The 22,176-nt window shown below is 72.2% G+C and carries 20 protein-coding genes; 11 read left to right on the forward strand and 9 right to left on the reverse strand.

Annotated elements, in window-relative coordinates; genetic code table 11:
• Positions 1 to 3: 3 nt before the first annotated feature.
• Positions 4 to 387: an STAS domain-containing protein gene (locus ABWV20_RS16675; RefSeq protein WP_353357106.1), complete on the reverse strand. Its 384-nt coding sequence runs from the start codon at positions 385 to 387 to the stop codon at positions 4 to 6.
• A 121-nt stretch (positions 388 to 508) separates the two neighbouring features.
• On the opposite strand from ABWV20_RS16675, the gene ABWV20_RS16680 reads away from it, so the two are divergent.
• From ABWV20_RS16680 to ABWV20_RS16715, 8 genes are all read left to right on the forward strand, one after another.
• Complete coding sequence (locus tag ABWV20_RS16680) at positions 509 to 2,887, forward strand: DEAD/DEAH box helicase (protein ID WP_353357108.1); 2,379 nt, start codon at positions 509 to 511, stop codon at positions 2,885 to 2,887.
• A 139-nt stretch (positions 2,888 to 3,026) separates the two neighbouring features.
• Entirely contained in the window at positions 3,027 to 6,032 is a 3,006-nt protein-coding gene (locus ABWV20_RS16685; protein ID WP_353357110.1) for a S8 family peptidase, read from the forward strand.
• A gap of 176 nt (positions 6,033 to 6,208) precedes the next feature.
• Positions 6,209 to 6,448, forward strand: a complete 240-nt coding sequence (locus ABWV20_RS16690) for a hypothetical protein (protein WP_353357112.1) — start codon at positions 6,209 to 6,211, stop codon at positions 6,446 to 6,448.
• A 350-nt stretch (positions 6,449 to 6,798) separates the two neighbouring features.
• On the forward strand, positions 6,799 to 7,854 hold the full coding sequence (locus tag ABWV20_RS16695; protein ID WP_353357114.1) for a sulfate ABC transporter substrate-binding protein: 1,056 nt from the start codon (positions 6,799 to 6,801) through the stop codon (positions 7,852 to 7,854).
• 7 nt (positions 7,855 to 7,861) lie between these two features.
• Positions 7,862 to 8,761 (forward strand): sulfate ABC transporter permease subunit CysT, encoded by a 900-nt coding sequence (gene cysT, locus ABWV20_RS16700; RefSeq protein WP_353357116.1) that lies wholly within the window; start codon positions 7,862 to 7,864, stop codon positions 8,759 to 8,761.
• Positions 8,758 to 9,564: a sulfate ABC transporter permease subunit CysW gene (gene cysW, locus ABWV20_RS16705; RefSeq protein ID WP_353357118.1), complete on the forward strand. Its 807-nt coding sequence runs from the start codon at positions 8,758 to 8,760 to the stop codon at positions 9,562 to 9,564. The genes cysT and cysW overlap by 4 nt, the downstream gene beginning before the upstream one ends.
• On the forward strand, positions 9,561 to 10,571 hold the full coding sequence (locus ABWV20_RS16710) for a sulfate/molybdate ABC transporter ATP-binding protein (protein ID WP_353357120.1): 1,011 nt from the start codon (positions 9,561 to 9,563) through the stop codon (positions 10,569 to 10,571). The genes cysW and ABWV20_RS16710 overlap by 4 nt, the downstream gene beginning before the upstream one ends.
• A 194-nt stretch (positions 10,572 to 10,765) precedes the next feature.
• Positions 10,766 to 11,230 carry an RrF2 family transcriptional regulator gene (locus ABWV20_RS16715; protein WP_353357122.1) on the forward strand — a complete coding sequence of 155 codons (465 nt, stop codon included), beginning with the start codon at positions 10,766 to 10,768 and terminating at the stop codon, positions 11,228 to 11,230.
• Positions 11,231 to 11,299: 69 nt separating this feature from the next.
• Here the strand turns inward: ABWV20_RS16715 and ABWV20_RS16720 are convergent, their stop codons facing one another.
• From ABWV20_RS16720 to ABWV20_RS16755, 8 genes are all read right to left on the reverse strand, one after another.
• The gene (locus ABWV20_RS16720; protein WP_353357124.1) at positions 11,300 to 11,674 is read right to left on the reverse strand and encodes an Rv3654c family TadE-like protein; all 375 of its coding nucleotides are present in this window, start codon (positions 11,672 to 11,674) and stop codon (positions 11,300 to 11,302) included.
• Positions 11,671 to 12,030, reverse strand: coding sequence for a TadE family type IV pilus minor pilin (locus ABWV20_RS16725; protein WP_353357126.1), 360 nt, complete (start codon positions 12,028 to 12,030; stop codon positions 11,671 to 11,673). Before ABWV20_RS16725 ends, ABWV20_RS16720 begins: the two co-directional genes overlap by 4 nt.
• Positions 12,030 to 12,194 (reverse strand): DUF4244 domain-containing protein, encoded by a 165-nt coding sequence (locus tag ABWV20_RS16730; RefSeq protein ID WP_353357128.1) that lies wholly within the window; start codon positions 12,192 to 12,194, stop codon positions 12,030 to 12,032. Before ABWV20_RS16730 ends, ABWV20_RS16725 begins: the two co-directional genes overlap by 1 nt.
• An 82-nt stretch (positions 12,195 to 12,276) precedes the next feature.
• Positions 12,277 to 12,891, reverse strand: coding sequence for a type II secretion system F family protein (locus ABWV20_RS16735; protein ID WP_353357130.1), 615 nt, complete (start codon positions 12,889 to 12,891; stop codon positions 12,277 to 12,279).
• Positions 12,888 to 13,802 (reverse strand): type II secretion system F family protein, encoded by a 915-nt coding sequence (locus tag ABWV20_RS16740; RefSeq protein WP_353357132.1) that lies wholly within the window; start codon positions 13,800 to 13,802, stop codon positions 12,888 to 12,890. Before ABWV20_RS16740 ends, ABWV20_RS16735 begins: the two co-directional genes overlap by 4 nt.
• The gene (locus ABWV20_RS16745) at positions 13,799 to 14,965 is read right to left on the reverse strand and encodes a TadA family conjugal transfer-associated ATPase (RefSeq protein ID WP_502901804.1); all 1,167 of its coding nucleotides are present in this window, start codon (positions 14,963 to 14,965) and stop codon (positions 13,799 to 13,801) included. The genes ABWV20_RS16740 and ABWV20_RS16745 overlap by 4 nt, the downstream gene beginning before the upstream one ends.
• Positions 14,962 to 15,933: a CpaE-like family protein gene (locus tag ABWV20_RS16750; RefSeq protein WP_353357136.1), complete on the reverse strand. Its 972-nt coding sequence runs from the start codon at positions 15,931 to 15,933 to the stop codon at positions 14,962 to 14,964. The genes ABWV20_RS16745 and ABWV20_RS16750 overlap by 4 nt, the downstream gene beginning before the upstream one ends.
• 605 nt (positions 15,934 to 16,538) lie before the next feature.
• Complete coding sequence (locus tag ABWV20_RS16755; protein ID WP_353357138.1) at positions 16,539 to 17,423, reverse strand: Fic family protein; 885 nt, start codon at positions 17,421 to 17,423, stop codon at positions 16,539 to 16,541.
• 93 nt (positions 17,424 to 17,516) lie between these two features.
• Here ABWV20_RS16755 and ABWV20_RS16760 point away from each other — a divergent pair, with 93 nt between their 5' ends.
• The 3 genes from ABWV20_RS16760 (at position 17,517) to acs (ending at position 22,042) form a co-directional block, all read left to right on the forward strand.
• Positions 17,517 to 18,485 (forward strand): hypothetical protein, encoded by a 969-nt coding sequence (locus ABWV20_RS16760; RefSeq protein WP_353357140.1) that lies wholly within the window; start codon positions 17,517 to 17,519, stop codon positions 18,483 to 18,485.
• A 208-nt stretch (positions 18,486 to 18,693) separates the two neighbouring features.
• Positions 18,694 to 19,824, forward strand: coding sequence for a tryptophan--tRNA ligase (gene trpS / locus ABWV20_RS16765; RefSeq protein ID WP_353357142.1), 1,131 nt, complete (start codon positions 18,694 to 18,696; stop codon positions 19,822 to 19,824).
• A 241-nt stretch (positions 19,825 to 20,065) separates the two neighbouring features.
• Positions 20,066 to 22,042 (forward strand): acetate--CoA ligase, encoded by a 1,977-nt coding sequence (gene acs, locus ABWV20_RS16770; protein WP_353357144.1) that lies wholly within the window; start codon positions 20,066 to 20,068, stop codon positions 22,040 to 22,042.
• Positions 22,043 to 22,176 lie beyond the last annotated feature (134 nt).

Consider the following 22,176-nt stretch of genomic DNA (forward strand, 5'->3'; position numbering starts at 1 on the left):
CCGTCAGTGATGGGAGCTCGAGGTGGGCGGCATCGGCGCCTCGCCGTGCTCGACGGCAGCGAGCGCCGACTCGAGGTCGGGATGGATGTCGAAGACCTTGTCGAGACCGGTGATGGCGAAGACGCGGAGCACCCGCTCGGAGGTCCCGACGAGCCGCAGCGACCCACCGCGGGTCCGGGCGAACTTGAGCCGGCCGACGAGAACCCCCAGCCCCGTCGAGTCGAGGAACGTGACCTCGCTCAGGTCGACGATGAGATCAGCGCGTCCGGCGTGAATCTGCTCATCAAGCTTCTCCCTGACGAACGGTGCCGTGTAGACATCGATCTCGCCACCGAGGTGCACCACGGTGCGGTCACCGTGGTCGGCCCGGGTGATCGACAGATCCACCTGTGGCCCCTTCCCGTTTGTTCTGCCGTTGCCCCGGCAACGAACCCGTATCTCCCTGACCTCGGGAGTAACATGCCCGGGTCGCCCGTAACGGTACCCCGGCGACGTACCGTTGCTCCACATGAACGGGTCTGACGCGCTGGGGCACGCTCCCGCGACGTCCTCGGGCGCCCGGGCGCAGGAGCCGCACGCCCTCGACCCGCGGGCCCTGCTCGACCGTCTCGTCGGGGAGCACCCCGAGCGGCTCCTCCACGTCCACGAGGTCCCCGCCCGCCCGGCCCGCTTCGGGCAGTGGCCGGACTGGCTCGACCCGACGCTCCTCGGTGCGCTCACGGGGTCGGGGATCGCGCAGCCGTGGCGACACCAGGTCGACGTCGCCGAGGCCGCCCACGCGGGGGAGCACGTCGTCGTCTCGACGGGCACCGCGTCCGGCAAGAGCCTCGGCTACCTCATGCCGCTGCTCACCGACATCATGAGCGGTGCCCGCGCCCCGAACGGCCGGGGAGCCACGGCCCTCTACCTCGCGCCGACGAAGGCGCTCGCCGCGGACCAGCTCGACCGCATCACGCGGCTGGCCCTGCCGACGGTCCGAGCGGCCACCTACGACGGAGACACCCCGGCGGACGAGCGGCGCTGGATCCGCGACCACGCCAACCTCGTCCTGACGAACCCCGACCTCGTCCACCACTCGCTGCTCCCCGGCCACGACCGCTGGGCCTCCTTCCTCCGGGCGCTGCGATACGTCGTCGTGGACGAGTGCCACGTCTACAAGGGCGTCTTCGGCTCCCACCTCGCCGCAGTGGTCCGGCGGCTGCGGCGCGTCGCCGCGCGCTACCGCGCGAACCCGACCTTCGTCTTCGCGTCGGCGACCGTGGCCGACCCAGCGGTCCACGCGTCACGACTTCTCGGTATGCCGCTGGGCTCGGTCACCGAGGACGGCTCTCCACGGGCGCCGATGACCTTCGCCCTCTGGGAGCCGCCGCTCCTCGTCGACGAGCAGGGCCGGCCCAGACGGGTGAGCACGCTCACCGAGACGGGTGACCTGCTGGCACAGTGCGTGGAGGAGGACGTGCAGACCGTGGCCTTCGCGCGGTCCCGGGCCGGTGTGGAGGTGGTGGCCAACGTCGCCCGCGACCGGGTGAGCGCGACCCGCGAAGCCGGCATCGCGGCATACCGCGGCGGGTACCTCCCCGAGGAGCGGAGGGAGCTCGAGCGCGGCCTGCGGGAGCGTCGCCTCGTCGGCATCGCCGCGACCAACGCGTTGGAGCTGGGGGTCGACGTCACCGGCCTCGACGCCGTCCTGCTCGCCGGCTGGCCCGGGACGCTCGCCTCGCTGTGGCAGCAGGCGGGTCGCGCCGGGCGGACCGGCCATCGGTCCCTCGCGGTCCTCGTCGCCGCCGACGACCCCCTCGACACCTTCGTCGTGCACCACCCCGAGAGCATCTTCGGCCGCGGCGTCGAGGCCACGGTCGTCGACCCGGACAACCCCCACGTGCTCGGCCCGCACCTCGCCGCAGCCGCCGCGGAGCTGCCCGTGACGGACGCCGACGTCGACCTGTTCGGGCCGCAGACCCGCCCCCTCCTCGACGCGCTCGTGGCCAGGGGCATCCTCAGGAAGCGGCCGCGCGGGTGGTTCTGGGCCCGCGACGACCGGCCCACCGAGCACCTGTCGCTGCGCGGCACCGGCGAGCCGGTCCGCATCGTCGAGACCCGGACGGGCCGTGTCGTCGGGACCGTCGACGAGGCCTCCGCCCACGCCCAGGTCCACACCGGGGCCGTGCACCTCCACCAGGGACAGACCTGGGTCGTCACCGAGCTCGACCTCGACGACAACGCCGCCTTCGCCGTGCGCGGCGACCCGGGCTGGACGACGCAGGCCCAGTCGGTGAGCGAGTTCTCCATCGTCCGTGAGCTCGAGGCCGCCCGCTGGGGACCGCTCCGGTGCTCCTTCGGACACGTCACCGTCACCCACCAGGTCGTCTCGTTCCTGCGCCGACTCCCCGGCGGCGAGGTCCTCGGCGAGCATCCGCTGGACCTGCCCCCGCGCTCCCTCGCGACGAAGGCGATGTGGTGGACGCTGCCGGTCGACGAGCTCGCGAGGGCCGGTGTCGACGAGGCCGACATCCCGGGCGCGGCCCATGCTGCCGAGCACGCCGCGATCGGGATGCTGCCCCTATTCGCCACGGCGGACCGGTGGGACATCGGCGGCGTGTCGACCGCCCTGCACCCCGACACCGGTCAGCCGACGATCCTCATCTACGACGGCCACCCGGGTGGGGCCGGCTTCGCCGAGCGCGGCTTCCGTCGGGTCCGGGAGTGGCTGACGGCGACCCGGGACGCCATCGCGGGCTGCGAGTGTGCCGGCGGCTGCCCCTCCTGCATCCAGTCGCCGAAGTGCGGCAGCGGGAACGACCCGCTCGACAAGGCGGCGGCCATCGCCCTGCTCGACCTGACCCTGGCCCAGGCCGGCCCACGGGCCCCACTGCTCACCCAGCCGTAGAGCCCGGTGGGACAAGCGCCCCGAAGCGCACAAAGTCGCTGATACCCCTCCCCTTTGTCGGCGTTCGCGGTTATCGTTCCCGCCAGCGGCGTAGAGCCCTCGTGCGCCGTAGTTCAGGGGACACCCCGACAGGAGAGAAATGAAGCGAAGGTTGCTGGGCGCGGTCACGGCCGTGCCAGTTGCGCTCGCGTTGGCCGGGACGGGGGCTGCCGACGCGGCAGTCACGCAGTCCGAGTCACCGAGCACGGACGGGACGTACATCGTGCAGATGGCGGACCTCCCGGTTGTCGCCTACGACGGGACGATCCCCGGCTTTGCGGCAACGAGCCCGGCGAAGGGCAAGAAGGTCGACCCGCAGTCGGCCGCCGTCCAGAGGTACGTCGCCCACCTCGAGACCAAGCACGACTCCGCTCTGACGCGCGTCGGCGCGTCCCGGGCAAAGCTCTACGACTACGCGTTCTCGTTCAACGGCTTCGCCGCCAAGCTGACCGCCGCGCAGGCGCAGCAGCTCGCCAAGGCGCCCGGCGTCGTCGCGGTGAACCCCGAGCAGACCTACACGATCGACACCTCGACCACCCCCGACTTCCTCGGCCTGACGGCCAAGGGCGGGCTCTGGGAGCAGCTCGGCGGCACCAAGAGCGCCGGCGAGAACGTCGTCATCGGCACCATCGACTCCGGCATCTGGCCCGAGCACCTCTCGTTCGCCGACCGGGTCGACGCCACCGGCACGCCTTCCTTCGCGCCGGGTGCGAAGCGCGCCTACCAGAAGATGCCCAGCGGCTTCCACGGCAAGTGCGCCGAGGCCGAGCAGTGGGACGGCAGCGACTGCAACCAGAAGCTCGTGTCCGCCCGCTACTTCAACCAGAGCTGGGGCGGCGACGCGGGGATCGACAAGGAGCGGCCGTGGGAGTTCAACTCCGCCCGTGACTACAACGGTCACGGCACGCACACCGCCGGCACCTCCGGCGGCAACTACAACGTGCCGGTTCCCGGCATCGCGAGCGCGCTGGCTCCGAAGGGCATCAGCGGCATCGCCCCGCGGGCCCGCGTCGCCGCCTACAAGGCGCTCTGGTCCACCGAGACCGGTGACACCGCGAGCGGCCGAGGCGGAGACCTCGTCGCCGCCATCGACCAGGCGGTGGCCGACGGTGTCGACGTGATCAACTACTCGATCAGCGGCTCGCAGACGAACTTCGCCGACGGCGCCGAGATCGCGTTCCTCTTCGCAGCCAGGGCCGGCGTCTTCGTCGCCGCCTCTGCCGGCAACAGCGGCCCGGCGGCCTCGACCGTGGCGCACCCGTCGCCGTGGATCACGACCGTCGCGGCGGGCACGCACAACCGCGCCAGCCACGGCTCGGTGACCCTCGGCAACGGCCAGACCTACCAAGGCGCCTCGCTCGCCGCCCAGTCGGTCACGGCGCCCTTCATCGACTCGACGACCGCGGGCCTGCCGGGTGCGGACCCGACCAAGGTGGCGCTCTGCTACTCGAGCGCCGACGGCGGCAACGTCCTCGACCCGGCCAAGGTGGCCGGCAAGATCGTCCTCTGCGACCGCGGCACGACCGCCCGGACGAACAAGAGCCTGGCCGTCAAGGAGGCCGGTGGCGTGGGCATGGTCCTCACCAACACCGCCCCGATCGGCATCAACGCCGACCTGCACACCATCCCCACGGTCCACCTCGAGTCGACCGAGCGGGCTGCCGTGAAGGCGTACGCAGCGACGACGGGCGCGACGGCTACGATCAACGTCGCCGAGCTCGACCTCAACGCCCCCGCGCCGTTCACCGCAGGGTTCTCCTCGCGCGGCCCGCTGCTGGCGGGAAGTGGTGACCTCCTCAAGCCGGACGTCATCGCGCCCGGCCAGGACATCCTCGCCGCCTACACCCCGGTGACCAACGGCGGCTACGCCTACAACGCCATCTCCGGCACGTCGATGTCGAGCCCGCACGTCGCAGGACTCGCTGCGCTGCTGCGCGACCTCGAGCCGGGTTGGTCGCCGATGGCGATCAAGAGCGCCCTGATGACGACGGGTTATGACGTCAAGGACGACGTGGGCACGGCTGTCAAGGTGTTCCGCCAGGGCGCCGGGCACGTCAACCCCAACGCCGCCGCGCGGCCGGGCCTCGTCTACGACAGTGGCTGGAACGACTGGCTCGCCTTCCTCTGCGGCACGACGTCGGCGGTCGGCTCCAGCACGTGCAGCACGCTGGTGGGCCGCGGCTACTCAACCGACCCGAGCCAGTTCAACGCCGCCTCGTTGGCGATCGGGGCCCTGGCCGGCTCCGAGACCCTCACGCGGAAGGTGACGAACGTCGGCGACGGGTCGGCGACCTACCAGGCCTCGGTCTCGCTGCCCGGGTTCGACGTCCAGGTCTCGCCGAGCACCCTGACGCTCGCGCCCGGACAGACCCAGCCGTTCACGGTCAAGATCACCCGCACCGACGCTGCGCTCAACCAGTACACGGGCGGGCACCTCACCTGGACCGACGGCGAGACGAGCGTTCGGTCCCCGATCGTCGTCAAGCCCGTCGCGCTGGCTGCGCCGGGTGAGGTCAAGGCCGACCCGGCCGGGGCCAGCTTCGACGTCACCTTCGGCTACACCGGCGAGTTCACTGCGACGGCTCGGGGCCTCGTCCCGGCGGCTGTGACGGCGGGGACGGTGGCGGACGACCCGAGCGACGGCTCCTGCTCGCTCACCGCGCCCAACGCTCAGCTCATCCCGGTGAACGTCGAGGCCGGCACCACCTACGCCCGCTTCGCGCTCTTCGACGCTGACGTCAACGCCGGCACCGACCTCGACCTCTGCGTCTTCGGCTCGGACAAGAAGCTCAAGGGTTCGAGCGGCTCCTCCACCTCGGCGGAGCAGGTCAGCCTGGTCAACCCGGCGGCGGGCACCTACACCGTCGTCGTCCAGGGCTGGGGCGTCGTCGGCACGTCCCCGTTCAAGCTGCACACGTGGCTGCTCGGCTCGACGGCGGCCGGCAACATGACGGTCACGGCTCCCACCGCCGCGACGATGGGCCAGACGGGCCAGATCTCGTTGGCCCTCTCCGGGCTGACGAGCGGCAAGTGGCTCGGCTCGGTCGCCTACTCGGGCGCGGACGGCATGCCGAGCCCGACCGTCGTGCGGGTCGACGTCCCGTAAGGGATGACGAGCACCATCGCATGACACGCAGGAAGCGGGGAGGTCCCGGCCACGGCCGGGGCCTCCCCGCTCCGCGTCTCCGGGCACCATCGCCGTCGCCTCCTCCGGGACCGGTCCCCGAGGACCTCCTCGGAGCGGACGAGCTGCGCGACCACCTGCGGCGGTCGGTGGCGGACGTGAAGCATTCCTTCGACGTGACGGCCACCGGGACCCTGTCCCGAGCCGAGGCGGAGACGCAGCCCCTCGTCCTGACCACTGACACCGGAGCGACATGGGAGCTGGTGCTCCCACCGGGCTGGGTCGTCGACGTCGACCCGGGCGCGCGCCTCACCGTGCGTGGTGACGTCATCGACGAGCCCTCGTCGACCCAGGTGGGACCCCGCCTGCGCGTGCGGTCACTGTCCCGGGCGGACTGAGCCCACCGGCATACGGCACCGAGCCCTCCGCCCCGGCTCACTCGAGTGGCCCCGATATCCCCACCCCGACCACCTCGAGTGGCCCCGATGTCCCCACCCCGACCACCTCGAGTGGCCCCGATGTCCCCACCCGCACGCACCTTCGCCTGTGGAGGACGGGGCCACTCGAGTGAGCCGTGGGGCGGAAGCGAGCACAGCGGCATCCGAGGTCTCGGTGAGCCGGCTCACCCTGCCGAGCGCCACACTCTGAGACATAAGCAATAGTTTCTTGACCGATAACTTGAACCTATTGAAAACTCCCACTCACGGACTAGGAGTGCGCGCGAGCGCCGATCGTGAAGGAGTTGGTGATGTCCCGCCCCCGCCGCACCGCGTCGGCCCCGCCTGTCATGTCGATCGTGACGCTCGTGTCGATCCTGGGTCTTGCGGCATGCACGGGCGCAGGCCCCAGTGACGTCGTCGACCAGCCGGGCTCCACGCACGCCGCGGCCGGGACCAAGGGAACGGTCGACCTCTTCGCCTATGCGGTCTCCAAGGTGGCCTTCGACGAGGTGATCCCGGCCTTCCAGCGGACCGCGGCGGGAACGGGGGTCGGGTTCCAGCAGAGCTACGGAGCCTCCGGCGACCAGAGCCGCAAGGTCGCCGCCGGGGCGGAGGCCGACCTCGTCACGTTCTCCGTCGAGCCTGACGTCACCCGACTCGTCGACGCGGGCCTCGTCGACCCTCACTGGAATGCAGGGGAGCACGCTGGCGTCCCCTTCGGCTCGGTGGTCACCTTCGTCGTCCGGGACGGCAACCCCAAGGGCATCACGGACTGGGACGACCTGCTGCGCCCCGGCGTCGAGGTGGTCACCCCCAACCCGTTCTCGTCGGGGTCCGCCAAGTGGAACCTCCTCGCGCCGTACGCGGCCACGAGCCAGGGCGGCACCGACCCAGCCGCGGGTCTCGACTACGTCGGACGCCTCATCCGAGAGCACGTCAGGATCCAGCCCAAGTCCGGCCGGGAGGCCACCGAGGCCTTCCTCCAGGGCCGCGGCGACGTCCTGCTCAGCTACGAGAACGAGGCCCTCTTCATCGAGGCCAACGGCGACCCGGTCGAGCACGTCACGCCGCCTCAGACGGTCAGGATCGAGAACCCGGCCGCCGTGCTCAAGACCAGCCGCAACCCCCGCCTGGCCCAGGCCTTCAACGACTACCTCTACACCCCCGCGGCTCAGCGGCTCCTCGCCGGAGCCGGCTTCCGTCCGGTCGACGCGGGCGTCGCGGCCGAGTTCGCCTCACGGTTCCCCACGCCCGAAAAGCTGTGGACCGTCGCGGACCTCGGCGGGTGGCCGTCAGTGGACCACAGCCTGTTCGACCGGGAGTCCGGGGCCATCGCCGCCATCTACGAGGCCATGACGCAGTGAGGACGCCGTGACGACCCCCTCCAGGACCCTCGAACGCAGCGCTGCCATCCCGGCGGACCCGGCGTCATTGCGGGATCCGGCCCCACCGGGCCCGACCCGGCGCCGGAACCGCCGCGCCGGTGCGGCGCAGCCCCTCGGCGTCGGAGTGGTGACGCTCTGGCTCAGCGTCATCGTCCTGCTGCCGTTGGCAGCTCTCACCGTGGCCTCGTTCGAGGAGGGGATCGGCGGGTTCTGGGACGCGGTGACCGCGCCGGGAGCCCTCGCGTCGCTGCGCGTCACCGTCACCGTGTCGGCCATCGTGGCCGCCGTTAACGCCGTCATGGGGACCCTCATCGCCTGGGTCCTCGTCCGGGACGCGTTCCCCGGCCAGGGCATCGTCAACGCCCTCATCGACCTGCCCTTCGCGCTGCCCACCATCGTCGCCAGCATCGTGCTGCTCTCGCTCTACGGTCCCGGCAGTCCCATCGGCCTGCAGCTCAACGCGACGACCTGGGGGCTCGTCGTCGCCCTCGCCTTCGTCACCCTGCCTTTCGTCGTCCGGTCGGTGCAGCCGGTGCTCCTCGAGGCGGACCGCGAGGTCGAGGAGGCCGCCGCCTCGCTCGGCGCGTCCACCTGGACCACCTTCCGCAGGATCGTCCTGCCCACCCTCGCCCCAGCCGTCTTCAGCGGCACCGGCCTCGCCTTCGCCCGGGCCATCGGCGAGTACGGCTCCGTCGTGCTCATCGGCGGCAACATCCCTCGCGAGACACAGGTCGCCTCGCAGTACATCCAGCAGCAGATCGAGATCGACCGTCCCGTCAACGCGGCCGCGGTGTCCGTCGCCCTGCTCCTCACCGCGTTCGCGACCCTGCTCGTGCTCCGGGTGCTCTCCAGCCGCACCCAGCGGCGAGAGGAGCGCGCGCCATGAGGACCAGCCGCACGACAACGGTCATGCTGCGCACGGTTGCCCTCGGCTACCTTCTCGCGCTCCTCGCGGTCCCGATCGCCGTCATCCTCTGGCGCGCCCTCTCGCCAGGCATCGACACCTTCGTCGCCTCGGTGTCCACCCCGGCGGCACAGGCCGCGGTCAACCTCTCCCTGCTCATCGTGGCCATCGTCGTGCCCCTCAACGTCGCCTTCGGGATCGTCACCGCCCTCGCCCTCGTCCGCGGCCGCTTCCGGGGACGCCGGCTCCTCCAGGCCGTCGTCGACCTCCCCTTCGCGGTCTCGCCCATCGTGGTCGGCGTCGCGCTGATCCTGCTCTGGGGCGCCGGTGGGTGGTTCGGCGCCCTCGACCGGGCCGGGCTGACGGTGATCTTCGGGGTGCCGGGCATGGTGATCGCGACGATCTTCGTCACCCTGCCCTTCGTCGTCCGTGAGGTCGAGCCGGTCCTCCACGAGATCGGCACGGAGCAGGAGCAGGCCGCCGCGACGCTCGGTGCCTCCCGCTGGCAGACCTTCTGGCGCATCACCCTGCCCGCCATCAGATGGGGCCTCACCTACGGCGTCGTGCTGACCGTCGCGCGGGCCCTGGGCGAGTTCGGCGCCGTGATCATGGTGTCCTCCGGGTTCCCCGGGGTGTCGCAGACGCTGACCCTGCTCGTCCACGCGCGCTACATCGACGACCACAACACCTACGGCGCCTACGCCGCGGCCACCCTCCTCATGGGCATCGCGCTCGTGGTGCTCCTGCTCATGACCGTCCTCGACCGCAAGAGGAGCGAACGATGATCACCGTCACCGACGCCCGCAAGCAGTTCGGCACCTTCACCGCCCTCGACGACGTCAGCCTCGACATCCCGAGCGGCTCCCTCACCGCCCTGCTCGGCCCGAGCGGCAGCGGCAAGTCGACCCTGCTGCGCGCCATCGCAGGGCTGGAGTCGCTCGACTCCGGGGCGGTGACCATCGCCGGCCGGGACGTCACCGACGAACCTCCCCAGCGGCGCGGCATCGGCTTCGTCTTCCAGCACTACGCGGCGTTCAAGCACCTGACGGTCCGGGACAACGTCGCGTTCGGACTGACCATCCGCAAACGCCCCAAGGCCGAGACCACTGCCAAGGTCGACGAGCTGCTGGCCGTCGTGGGGCTCGAGGGGTTCGCGCACCGCTACCCGGCCCAGCTGTCCGGTGGGCAGCGTCAGCGGATGGCGCTCGCCCGGGCGCTCGCCGTCGACCCGAAGGTCCTCCTCCTCGACGAGCCCTTCGGGGCCCTCGACGCGAAGGTCCGCACCGACCTGCGCACCTGGCTGCGCCGCCTCCACGACGAGGTCCACGTGACAACCGTGCTCGTGACCCACGACCAGGAGGAGGCGCTCGACGTCGCAGACCGGATCGCCGTGCTCAACCACGGACGGATCGAGCAGGTCGGCGACCCCGTCTCCCTCTACGACCGGCCGGCGAACGACTTCGTCATGTCCTTCCTCGGTTCCGTCGCCCGGCTCGGCGAACAGCTCGTCCGGCCCCATGACATCGTGCTCGAGCGCGACCACGCCCTGGCGCTCGCCGAGGACGCGAAGGTGGCCGGCTCCCCGGGAGTCATCCGGGCCGTCGTCGAGCGGGTGGTCCGGCTCGGCTTCGAGGTGCGCGTCGATCTGCGGGCCGACTCGGGCGAGCGCTTCGCGGCGCAGATCACCCGGAGGGACGCCGACGGACTCGACCTTCGCGAGGGCGAGTCGGTGAGCGCCCGGGCGGCCCATCGCTCCAGCGTCGTCGACCACGACCCGGCACTCGCCATCTGAACCGGGGCGATGCACATGTGGCGACATGATCGGGCTGGCCGGATCCAGCAGGCGGGCGTTACGGTAGCCGCCGACGGCACGCCGAGGCGTCCCGTCGGGCCCGGTGGCGACGCCACGGGCCCCGGGGTGGCGAGGGGACGACACCTCGTCACCCCGGGTCGCCGGGCCGTCGACCCGTCCGGAAGCAACGGCTGATGGACATCTCCGCTCGCGTCGACTACGCGGTCCGGGCCATGCTCATCCTCGCCGACGCCTCGGCGGCCGGCTCCGGCCCGGTGAGTATCGACGCGCTCGCCACACAGCAGGACCTGCCACGCAAGTTCCTCGAGGCGATCTTCGCCGACCTGCGCCGGGCCGGGCTCGTCCTCAGCCGACGCGGTGCCCTCGGTGGCTACTCGCTGGCCCGGCACCGCAGCGAGATCAGCGTCGGTGAGGTTTTCCGAGCCGTCGACGGGCCGCTCGCCGAGGTGCGCGGGCTCCGACCGCACGAGATGTCGTACGGCGGTGTCGCCGAGCACCTGCCCAGCCTGTGGGTCGCTGTCCGCGCGAGCCTCCGGGAAGTCCTCGACGGCACCTCACTGGAGGCGTTGCGCACGGGCGACCTGCCGGAGCCGGTCCGACGGTTGGTGACGGCCCCGGACGCCTGGCGCAACCGCTGACCGCAACCGCTGACCGCGACCGGAGGCGCGCGAGCGGTGCGGCGCAACCCCGCCGTGGCCCCGGTCGGCTCAGTCCGCGGATGGTGGCCCCGCCTTGGAGCGCGCGCGGGCCGGCTCGGGCCAGCCGGGGGCCGGAACCGTCACCACGACGGCGAGCGCCAGGCCCTCCGCCCGGCAGGCGACCAGCGCCCCGCCGTTGGCCGCGGCGACCCGGGCCGCCCGCGAGCAGGACCCTTCGACCGTCCCAGCATCTCGTAGCAGCGTGGCACCAGCCAGCGCCGCCAGATCGGCAGCCAGCCGGGCCCGGTGGCTGGCGACCACCGCACCCGCCACGAGCAGCCCTCCGAGGGTCGCCGCCATCAGGGCGACGATGACCCCGATGACGAGAACCGTCGCGGCCCCGCGCTCTCCCCCCGCCCGCCGAGAGGTCGCTGCGCACCTCACCGGCCAGCCTGTTCGACCGGCGTCCGGCCGGCTGCTGTGACGGTCCACGTCGGCACCACCCCGCCCCATCCGCCGGCTCGGGCGCGCACGGTCACAAGCGCGTCGCCGCCCCGCCTGGAGACGGAGATGACGGCGCCCTCCGGAGCTGCGCGCTGCGCCAGCTGGTGCACCTCAGCGAGCGGGTCGCCTCGGGCGGCGGCGCGGCTTCCGGCTCTGGCCGCATCCACACACCTCACCTGGTCGATGGCAGCACTGAGGCCGGCAAGGCAGATGAGCAGCACGAACACGACGACCGGGATGGCGACGGCCAGCTCGGCCGTCACCATCCCGGCGTCACGCCGCGCCTCTGTGCTCATCAACCCGCGAGGCCGAGGGCACTCTGGACGATGCCGGTCAGCGCGTTGCGGACCGCGTCGGACCGCACCACGCCCAGCAGCACCAGGGCGAACGTGCAGGCGGCCATGATCCCCACGGCGTACTCCGAGGTCGACATCCCGCTCTCCCCGAGCAGCTTCCGCATGCTGTTGATCATCCGTTGCCTCATGGAACTTCCCTTCTTATCAATGAAACTCGCGACGAAGATCGCGAGGACTGGATCGCCGTCAGCCGGTCAGCAGCCGCGCGCCGAGCGCCACGACGAGGGGGACCACCGTGGTCAGGCAGAAGGCCGGCAGCAGCACGAGGCCCAGGGGGGCGACGAGCTGGACACCGACCCGGGCAGCGGCCAGCTCGACGCGCTCGAGCGACGCCTTGCGGAGCTCGTCCGCCGATGACAGCAGCAGCGGGCCCGGAGGAATCCCCGCACGGTGCGCGATCGCCACGGCTCGCCCCGCGCCGGACCAGACCGCGCCGACGGAGGCCCACGCTTCCTCGTCGGTAGCGCCCCAGCGCAGGGCGGCAGCGACCTGCCGCAGGTCGCGGGCCACCGTGGAGCCGTCCGGCCCCTCGGGTCGGGCGAGGACCTCCGCGACCGCACCCAGGACCTCCCAGGTGGGCAGCCCTGACCGGTACCCCAGGGCCAGGAGCACGAGGGCCGAGGTGACGTCGTCGGTCCTCGGCGTCGCAGCCCGCTCCGGCGGCCCGCTCACCCGACCCGTGCGTTCTGTCGCTGCCGCCAGATCAGCAGGAGGACTCGGCATGCGCAGGTGACCCGGTGCGCTGGGTGCCACGAGGACGGCTAGCGCCACGAGGAAACCCGCCAGGACCGCCGCGGTCACGTCCGGCTCCCGTGGTCGACAGACGTCCCTCGGCCTGCCGCGGCCGCGCCGTCGACGAGACGACGGCACCAGCGGCGACCGACCCAGATGAGCCCGAGGCCGGCGAGCGCGGCACCGGTGCTGATCGGGCTGTCCAGATAGAGATCGGACGGCGTGACACCGCAGGCCAGCCCGAACAGTGGTCCGGTCAGGGGCAGCACCGTCAGCACCAGGACCGTCGCCCTGGGACCAGCCACCGCGACGTGCACCCGACGCGCACGCTCCCGGGCCTGGTGCAGCGCGGCGACAGCCCGATGAACCGCGTCGGCGAGTGGCGCGCCGGTCACCTCCGACAGCTGCCACGCCGCGGCGACGAACCCCAGCTCAGCCGACTCACTCTCAGCGGCCCAGGAGCGCCACACCGATGCGATCGGGCCGCCCTGGTCGCACGCCTCCGCCAGCTGCGCGACCCAGCGGGCCGTGCCTGAGTCGGTCGTCGACCCGAGAGACGCTCCGGACAGTCGGACCGCCACCGCAGGCGGCAGGCCGGCCTCCAGGGCCGGTGCGACACCCTCGAGCAGCGCCAGGGCGCCGGACAGGGAGGACGAGGACCGGCGCCGGGCGCGCCACTGGCGGAACACCTCGACCGGGTCAGCACGCCACAGCTCGCGCAGAGCCGCTGCCGAGCTCCACCTGCGCGCATCCACGGGGACGCCCATCCCGCGCGCGTCCTCGGGGATGCCCAGCCGCCGCGCATCCGGCACGCCCGCCTCCAGCCGACCTGCACCTGCGTCCTCCGCGCCCGGAAGCCCCGGCGGGCCGGGCGCCGCCGGTGTGGACAGGACACGGCGAACCTCTGCGGCGCGGTCCGCCACCGGCCAGCTCACGACGGCGACAGCGAGGAGCAGGCCGGTCGCGACGGCGGCAGTCACGCGGCGCCGCCCAGCCCGCCGACCGAGCGCGGGTCCAGTCCGAGGCGATGCGCGAGCGCCGGCCAGGCCGGGCCCGCCCGACCACCCGCGCGGGCATCGTCCCAGGCCAGGGCGGTCTCCACGACCGGCTCACCGTCGCGCCGGAAGAGCGCCGAGATCGTCTCGACCCGCCGCAGACCACCACGCCGCACCACGTGGATGACGACGTCGACGGCTGCGGCGAGCTGTGCCCGCACCGCTGCCGGCCCCAGCCCGGCCAGCGCACCCAGGGCCTCGAACCGGGCGATGACGTCCTCGGGCGCATTGGCGTGCACCGTGCCGCACCCGCCCTCATGACCGGTGTTGAGGGCTGCCAAGAGCTCTCGCACCTCGGCGCCTCGGACCTCACCGACGACGATGCGGTCCGGGCGCATCCGGAGCGACTGCCGCACCAGGGTCGTCAGCGTCACCTCGCCCACGCCTTCGACGTTCGGCGGCCGCGCCTCGAGCCGGACCACGTGGGGGTGCTCGACGTGCAACTCGCGCACGTCCTCCACGACGAGCAGCCGGTCACCCGGGTCGACGAGCCCGAGGAGCGCGGCGAGCAGCGTCGTCTTGCCGGCCCCCGTGCCGCCCGAGACCACGAAGGCGAGCCGTCGCGCCACGATCTGCCGCAACACGGCACCCCACTCCGAAGGAACCATGGCCCCGGACTCCAGCAAGGCGAAGGAGAGGTGGTCGCGGGCCGGCACGCGGATCGTGATGTGCGGACCGTCGGCGACGAGGGGCGGGAGGACGGCGTGCAGACGCGCCCCGGACGGCAGCTGACCGTCCACCCACGGGCTCGCCTCGTCGAGACGTCGACCGGCGCCCGCCGCGAGGCGCACGGCCAGCCCCCGCGCGTCCTCGGCCGACACGACGCCTCCGGTCCACTCCATGCCCGCGCCGCGGTCCACCCACACCTTGCCATCGCCGTTGACGGCGAGGTCCGTGACGGCCGGGTCGTCGAGCCAGGCCTCCAGCGGCCCCGCTCCCAGGACCCGGGCCGTCAGGGCGTCCCGTGACTCGGCGACCCTCGTGGCGCCGAGCGCACCGGTCTCCTCCAGGGCGACGTCGGCGACCAGGGCGGCATCCGGGGCGCGCCCCTGCCGCACCCGCTGCCACATCGCCGGGCTGAGCGTCACGCAGACCACCGCCAGGGCTCGTCACCCGGCGGGATCACCGAGGGCCGCGTCGGCCCACAGGACTCAGCGGACTCCGAGCGGTCGGAGGACTGCAACTCGGGGGACGGGCCGCCGACTCCTGGGGGCGCCGGTCTCAGCGAGAGGTCGACGGGTGGCCGGGACACGAGCCGCAGCAGCAGCTCGTCTGCTGCCTCGACGGCCGCTCCCCTCCCGCGGGTGCCGGGAGCGACCCCGCAGGTGACGTCGCCGACCAGGCGCAGGTCGTCCCGCACCCGCGCGACGACCGGGATGTCGAGGTGGTCGCACACGGCGTCGGCGACGTCGTCCTCGATGCGGGCGCCGCGCAGCACCACCCAGGGCTCGCACGGGCGGCGGAGGACGCCAGCCCCCAACGGGCGACCGCCCCGCGCGCAGGCGGCGTCGACGTGACGTCGCAGGAGCGGGACCGACACCGCAGCCGACGCGAGCTGCGGAACACCCGTGCCGACGACCGCCACCCAGGCGTCGACGAACGGGGCGGCCGCCTCGACCGTGGCACCGTCACGGCCGAGGTCGAGCACGGTGACGCCATGGGCCGCTGCCAGCCCGCCGACGACATCGGGGACCACGTCCAGCCACCGGCGCTCCCCCTCGCCCGGCCCCCTCGGCCCGGGCACCGACGGTGGTCGCGAAGGTCGCGCGGCAGCCCCGACCCCTGCTCCCGACAGGACCGGCAAGGCACCCACCCGCGGCAGCTCACGCGCCAGTCCGGCGCCGTCGACGACTCCGGCCACTGCGCCCAGGTGGTCCCAGCGCCAGCCCTCCTCCTGCTCGACGCCGAGGACGACGTCGAGGCGCCCACCGAAACGGTCGAGGTCGACCGCGACCACCGGCTGCCCCGACTCCGCAGCCCGGACGGCGAGCACCGCAGCGAACGTGGTTGCCCCGACTCCACCCGAGGCCGGCATGACGGCGATGACGTGTCCCATGCCCCCACCGTCGCCGACGCGCGGGACCGAGCCCAGCGGCATACGGCTCGCTGTGGACAGCACCGCGACCGCGCGGGGGATGTGGACGACGGCGTGGGCCCGCGGAGAGCGATGGCCCCCGTCCGGGGGAAGACGGGGGCCACCTCACGAGGCTGGCTACCGGGGGGGAGTGCCAGACCCGCGGCGCTCGACCCTGAGGGGAGCGCGCCACCATGGTGGGCTTTTCATCCGTCCAATGCAAACCAAACGGCGAGCGACGCGCCGACGAACTTCACCTCGCCCGCCAGGCCGGGGACGCCACGCGCCAGCACACAGGGACGAGGCCCCCAGACCAGGTCGGGGGCCTCGTGAGAACGAGTTGGGCTACCAAGCGTGCATTTCTGAATGTCGCCTCGGTGTGGACCCGAGGGTGGACTGTTCGAAGTGAACTGCCGTCGCGTGGGTACCTCTCGCTCTCGCTTTGTATTGCCTTCTGGATCCGGCCTACGCCTCTCGGCGATGCGGTGGTTCCTGCATCCTTTGTACCTCAGCCCGATCAGGAGCAACAGTCTTGACACGGCCCGAAAACACGTTCTGTCCATCACAGTGGACACGTCGGACAGCCGTCAGCTGAGCCGCCCGGCGCGCACGGCGTCACAGATCCGTTCACCCTCGGCGACGCCCTTGAGGAGAGCGTCCGCCGTCTGCCCGAGCCACAGGCCCACACCCGCCGCGGTTCCCTTCCCGTATGCCGCTGAGCTGCCTGTGTAGGTCACCGCACCGTTGGCGACGTGGCCGGCTTCGGGGACCGCGACACCGGTCGGATCGAGCCCGAGCGCCTGGACGAGGGACCGCTCCAGCGCTCGGGCGACGAGGCCGTTCCCGTGGACGAAGGGTCGGATGGAGATGACCTCTCCGTGGACGATCGACGAGATCACCACGGCGGGAATGCGGTTGGTCGCGGTCGACGCCGCGACGAGGAGGTCGGAGAGCTGGGCCAGCCGCCGCGACACCTCAGCAGCGTCCGGCGCCGGTCCGAGGTCGACGAACTCGGTGCAGCCCTCGCCCGCGACCCGCGGCCGGCCGAGCGCGTCCGACCGCCCCGTCGGGACGAGCGGTGATGCCGCGGCCACATGGAGGCGGGCGAGCGCCTGCAGCGGCGCGGTCCGGACGATGGACACGACCCGCTCGCTCTCGGCCGTTGCCGCGATGGCGCCCTTGAGGGTGGCCAGGTCAGGGGTGAGCTCGTCCGGCCATGGACGAGCGCCCGTCGTCAGCTCACGGACGAGGTCCACGGGGTAGTCGGCGCCGTCGAGGGCTGCCGACGCACGGGCGCCCCGGACGCGCGACTCGGCCGAGGCCTCGGGGATGCGTCGGCGCAGCGCCTCGTGGAAGCGGAGGCGGGTGCACGCCTCGCGGACCGCGTCGGCCTTCTCGCGGACGCCGGGCAGGTCGGCGAGGGCAGCCAGCTGGTCGACGATGGCGTCGCGGGCAGGATGGGGGTCGGGCACCGGTCCAGCCTAGGAGTGCCTCGGGGCACCGATTCCCCAGGCCGGCGACCCGGGCGCGTGAGATGCGTCGCGCCGCCCTGTCACCATGGTCAGGTGGCAGATGCCGAGGTGATCGTCTGGCTGCTCGCGGGCGACGTCGCGGTGGCCCATCAGACCCGGCGCGACCTGCTCGGCGTCGACGATCCGGGTCTGCAGGGCCGGATCGCGCACGAGGGCGACGGTGCGCGGCTGCTGGCCGCCCGTCGACCGGACGGCCACTGGGGTCGCGGCTTCTACCAGCCGAAGTGGACCTCGAGCCACTACACGCTGCTCGAGCTGCGCGACCTGGGGCTGCCGCGGGACCACCCGCAGGCGCGGGAGTCGGTGGCGCTCATCCTGGCGACGTACCGCGCCGAGGACGGCGGCCTCGACCCGCGGCCGGGCATCCGTTCGAGCGACGCGTGCATCAACGGCATGGCCCTGAACTACTCGAGCTGGTTCGGGGCTCCTGAGCACGACCTGAGGAGCATCGTCGACCGCCTGCTCGCCGGGCTGGTCCCCGACGGCGGCTTCAACTGCGAGCACCGGCCGGGGCACGAGGTGCGCCACTCCTCGATGCACACGACGGTCTCGGTCCTCGAGGGCATCGAGGCGTATCGCGCTGCGGGCCACGGCCACCGGCTCGCCGAGCTGGAGAGGGCCGTGGACAGCGCGGTCGAGTTCCTCCTCCGGCACGAGCTGTTCAGGAGCGAGCGGACCGGTGCGGTGATTCGCCCTGACTTCACCCGGCTCCACCACCCGCCGCGGTGGCACTTCGACATCCTGCGGGGTCTCGACTGCTTGGCGACGTTGGGGCGGCCGCACGACTCGCGCATGGATGCGGCCCTCGACGTCCTTCGGTCGCGGCGCCGTGCCGACGGCCGCTGGTCGGCACGGAGCTGGCCCGGCGAGACGCACGTGCCGCGGCCGTCCGGCCGAGAGCCGTCACCCTGGGCGACCCTGCGAGCCCTCCGGGTGCTCCACCATTTCGGGGTGCCGGACGAGGCCGCAGGGTCCACACTGGACGATGTCGGGACCCCCTGACTCGACCGGTTCGTGCTTTCGAGTCGGGGCGTGGTCCCGTCCGCTAACCTCGATGCATGAGTTCGTTCGCGTCGACCAACCGCGCGTGGTGGCTGCCCAGCTGAGGCGGCCATCCTGACGAACCACTTTTCCGAGCCGCCCGCGGGCGGCTCTCTGCATGCCACTGGCAGGTCGCGTCTCCCGTGGGTCCCCACCCGAGGAGCACACCGTGACCACGACCACGACCATCCCCAGCACGGACGTCCGGGAGACCCCCGAGGTCCATGCCGACGAACGCGCCACCTACGCCGCCGCCCGTGAGCGCAGCGCCGTGCTCGACCAGCTGATCGACGAGCAGGCGGCGCGCGACCCGGCTCGGTTCCGGGTGCTCAGCGGTGACCGTCCGACCGGCCCCCTGCACGTCGGCCACTACGTGGCCAGCCTCCGGAACCGGGTCAGGTTGCAGGACAAAGGAGTCGACACCTTTGTCCTGATCGCCGACTACCAGGTGATCACTGACCGGGACGTTGTCGGCGAGATCGGCGACCACGTCCGGGAGCTCGTCATCGACTACCTCGCGGCCGGTCTCGACCCCGAGCGCTCGACGATCTTCGCCCATTCGGCCGTCCCCGCCCTGAACCAGCTGATGCTGCCCTTCCTGTCGCTGACGACCGAGGCCGAGCTGCGCCGCAACCCGACCGTCAAGGAGGAGCTCGCACTCTCCGACGGTCGACCGCTCTCGGGGCTGCTCCTCACCTATCCGGTGCACCAGGCCGCCGACATCCTCTTCTGCCACGCACGGGTCGTCCCGGTGGGCCGGGACCAGCTGCCTCATCTGGAGCAGACCCGGGCGATCGCGCGCCGCTTCAACCAGAGGTATGCCGCTGGGCACAGTGTGTTCGCCGAGCCTGAGGCGCTGCTCAGCGACGTCCCGCTCCTCCTCGGCACGGATGGCGCGAAGATGAGCAAGAGCCGGGGCAACGTCATCAACCTCAGGGACTCAGCGGACGAGACGGCTGCCCGGGTCCGTGGCGCGAGGACCGACTCGCACCGACGGATCACCTTCGACCCTGCCACCCGTCCCGAGGTGGCCAACCTCCTCATCCTCGCCGGGCTGTTCCTCGGCGAGGCTCCGGAGTGCATCGCGGAGCGGATCGGTGACGGCGGCGCCCGGGCCCTGAAGGCGGTCGTCACCGAGGCGGTGAACGAGGGCCTGCGCGAGCACCGGGCTCGGCGGGCCGAGCTGGAGCGGGACCCGGGCCACGTCGACCAGGTGCTGCGGCAGGGCAATGCCCGGGCCAACGAGATGGCCGAGCGCACCCTCGCCACGGTCCGCGCCGTCATGGGGATGGCGTACTGATCCCCTGCCGCGACCTCCCTGGTTTGAGGTGAACGCGCCGCGAGGTCGCCGGCGCGTTTACCTCAAACCGGTCGAGCCGGTCCTGACCGCTCATCGGCGGGGGCCGACCGCTCGGCGGGCTACTGGCCAGTAGCAGTGAGATGAACCGGAGCCCCTATTGATACGGGGGCGAACCGTGCGTTTGAGTTGGCAGGAGGGAGTCCGCGACTCCAGCACCAATGTCGATGCGAAAGGTGAGCCGATGAGCGAAACGCTCGAGAACCTCCTCCAGGAGACTCGGACCTTCCCACCCCCTCCTGAGTTCGCTTCCCGGGCCAACGGCACGGCTGAGCTGTACGCCAAGGCGGAGGCCGACCACGAGGGATTCTGGGCCGAGCAGGCCGGCAAGTACGTCACGTGGAGCAAGGACTTCACGCAGACCCTGCAGTGGGACACCCCGTTCGCCAAGTGGTTCGCCGACGGCGAGCTCAACGCCTGCTACAACGCCGTGGACCGCCACGTCGAGGCGGGCAACGGCGACCGCGTGGCGATCCACTGGGTCGGTGAGCCGGAGGGCGAGACCCGCGACATCACCTACGCCGACCTGCATGCGGAGGTGCAGCGCGCCGCCAACGCCCTGCACGAGCTCGGTGTCCGCAAGGGCGACACCGTCGCCATCTACCTGCCGATGATCCCGGAAGCGGCCGTCGCGATGCTCGCCTGCGCCCGGATCGGCGCCCCGCACTCGGTCGTCTTCGGCGGGTTCTCGGCGGAGGCGCTCCACTCGCGCATCGACGACGCCGGAGCCAAGGTCGTCATCACGTCGGACGGCGGCTACCGGCGCGGCAGCGCCTCCCCGCTCAAGCCGGCCGTCGACGCGGCTCTGGACCACGGCGACACGTCGGTCGAGAAGGTCCTCGTCGTCAAGCGGACCGGCCAGGACACCCCGTGGACCGAGGGCAGGGACGTCTGGTGGCACGAGGTGCTCGAGGCGGCGGCCCCGACCCACGAGGCCCCGGCGCACGAGGCGGAGCACCCGCTGTTCATCCTCTACACCTCCGGCACGACGGGGAAGCCGAAGGGCATCTTCCACACGACCGGCGGCTACCTGACCCAGTGCGCCTACACCAACGCCGTCGTCCACGACGTCCACCCGGAGAGCGACGTCTACTGGTGCACCGCCGACATCGGCTGGGTGACCGGGCACTCCTACATCGTCTACGGCCCGCTGACGCTGGGGGCGACGCAGGTGATGTACGAAGGCACCCCCGACACCCCGCACCAGGGCCGCTTCTGGGAGATCGTCGAGCAGAAGAAGGTGACGATCCTCTACACGGCGCCGACCGCGATCCGGACCTTCATGAAGTGGGGCGAGGACATCCCCGCCAAGTTCGACATGAGCTCGCTGCGGCTGCTCGGCTCGGTCGGTGAGCCGATCAACCCGGAGGCGTGGATGTGGTACCGCCGGGTCATCGGTGGGGACCGCTGCCCGATCGTCGACACGTGGTGGCAGACCGAGACCGGCGCGATCATGGTCAGCCCCCTGCCCGGCGTCACCGCCACCAAGCCGGGCTCAGCGCAGCGGGCCATCCCGGGCATCGGAGCCGAGGTCGTCGACGACATGGCGCAGCCGGTGCCCAACGGCCATGGCGGCTACCTCGTGCTGACCAAGCCGTGGCCGGCCATGCTCCGCGGCATCTGGGGCGACCCGGAGCGCTACAAGGAGACGTACTGGAGCCGGTTCGAGGGCCTCTACTTCGCCGGTGACGGCGCGAAGAAGGACGAGGACGGCGACATCTGGCTGCTCGGCCGGGTCGATGACGTCATGAACGTCTCCGGCCACCGGCTCTCGACGACGGAGATCGAGTCGGCCCTGGTGTCGCACCCGAAGGTCGCCGAGGCCGCGGTCGTCGGGGCGACCGACGAGACGACGGGTCAAGCGGTCGTCGCGTTCGTCATCCTGCGCTCCGAGGCGGTCGCGGAGGCGGACGAGCCGGGCGAGGGCGCCGACATCGTGGCCGAGCTGCGCAACCACGTCGCCAAGGAGATCGGCCCGATCGCGAAGCCGCGCTCGATCATGATCGTGCCCGAGCTGCCGAAGACCCGCTCCGGCAAGATCATGCGTCGACTCCTGCGCGACGTCGCCGAGAACCGCCAGGTGGGTGACGTGACGACGCTGGCCGACAGCTCGGTCATGGAGCTGATCAAGACGGGCCTGAGCCACGGCAGCGGCGAGTAGCCAGCCGGGTCCAGACTGACCAGGGCACGGCGAGGGGTGCCGGAGGACGACCGTCCCCGGCACCTCTCGCCGTTCCCGGACGCTGGGCCTCCGACGCCCTGAGCCGCCGTATGCCGCTGGGCTCGCCCGCGCAC

This window comes from Intrasporangium sp. DVR (assembly GCF_040365325.1).
Taxonomy (GTDB): domain Bacteria; phylum Actinomycetota; class Actinomycetes; order Actinomycetales; family Dermatophilaceae; genus Intrasporangium.

Coding starts and splice junctions, on each gene's coding strand:
- ABWV20_RS16750 (WP_353357136.1), bottom strand. CDS start 15,933: ATGGGACACGTCATCGCCGTCATGCCGGCCTCGGGTGGAGTCGGGGCA.
- ABWV20_RS16695 (WP_353357114.1), top strand. CDS start 6,799: ATGTCCCGCCCCCGCCGCACCGCGTCGGCCCCGCCTGTCATGTCGATC.
- ABWV20_RS16730 (WP_353357128.1), bottom strand. CDS start 12,194: ATGCGGAAGCTGCTCGGGGAGAGCGGGATGTCGACCTCGGAGTACGCC.
- cysW (WP_353357118.1), top strand. CDS start 8,758: ATGAGGACCAGCCGCACGACAACGGTCATGCTGCGCACGGTTGCCCTC.
- ABWV20_RS16715 (WP_353357122.1), top strand. CDS start 10,766: ATGGACATCTCCGCTCGCGTCGACTACGCGGTCCGGGCCATGCTCATC.
- ABWV20_RS16680 (WP_353357108.1), top strand. CDS start 509: ATGAACGGGTCTGACGCGCTGGGGCACGCTCCCGCGACGTCCTCGGGC.
- ABWV20_RS16725 (WP_353357126.1), bottom strand. CDS start 12,030: ATGAGCACAGAGGCGCGGCGTGACGCCGGGATGGTGACGGCCGAGCTG.
- acs (WP_353357144.1), top strand. CDS start 20,066: ATGAGCGAAACGCTCGAGAACCTCCTCCAGGAGACTCGGACCTTCCCA.
- ABWV20_RS16685 (WP_353357110.1), top strand. CDS start 3,027: ATGAAGCGAAGGTTGCTGGGCGCGGTCACGGCCGTGCCAGTTGCGCTC.
- ABWV20_RS16710 (WP_353357120.1), top strand. CDS start 9,561: ATGATCACCGTCACCGACGCCCGCAAGCAGTTCGGCACCTTCACCGCC.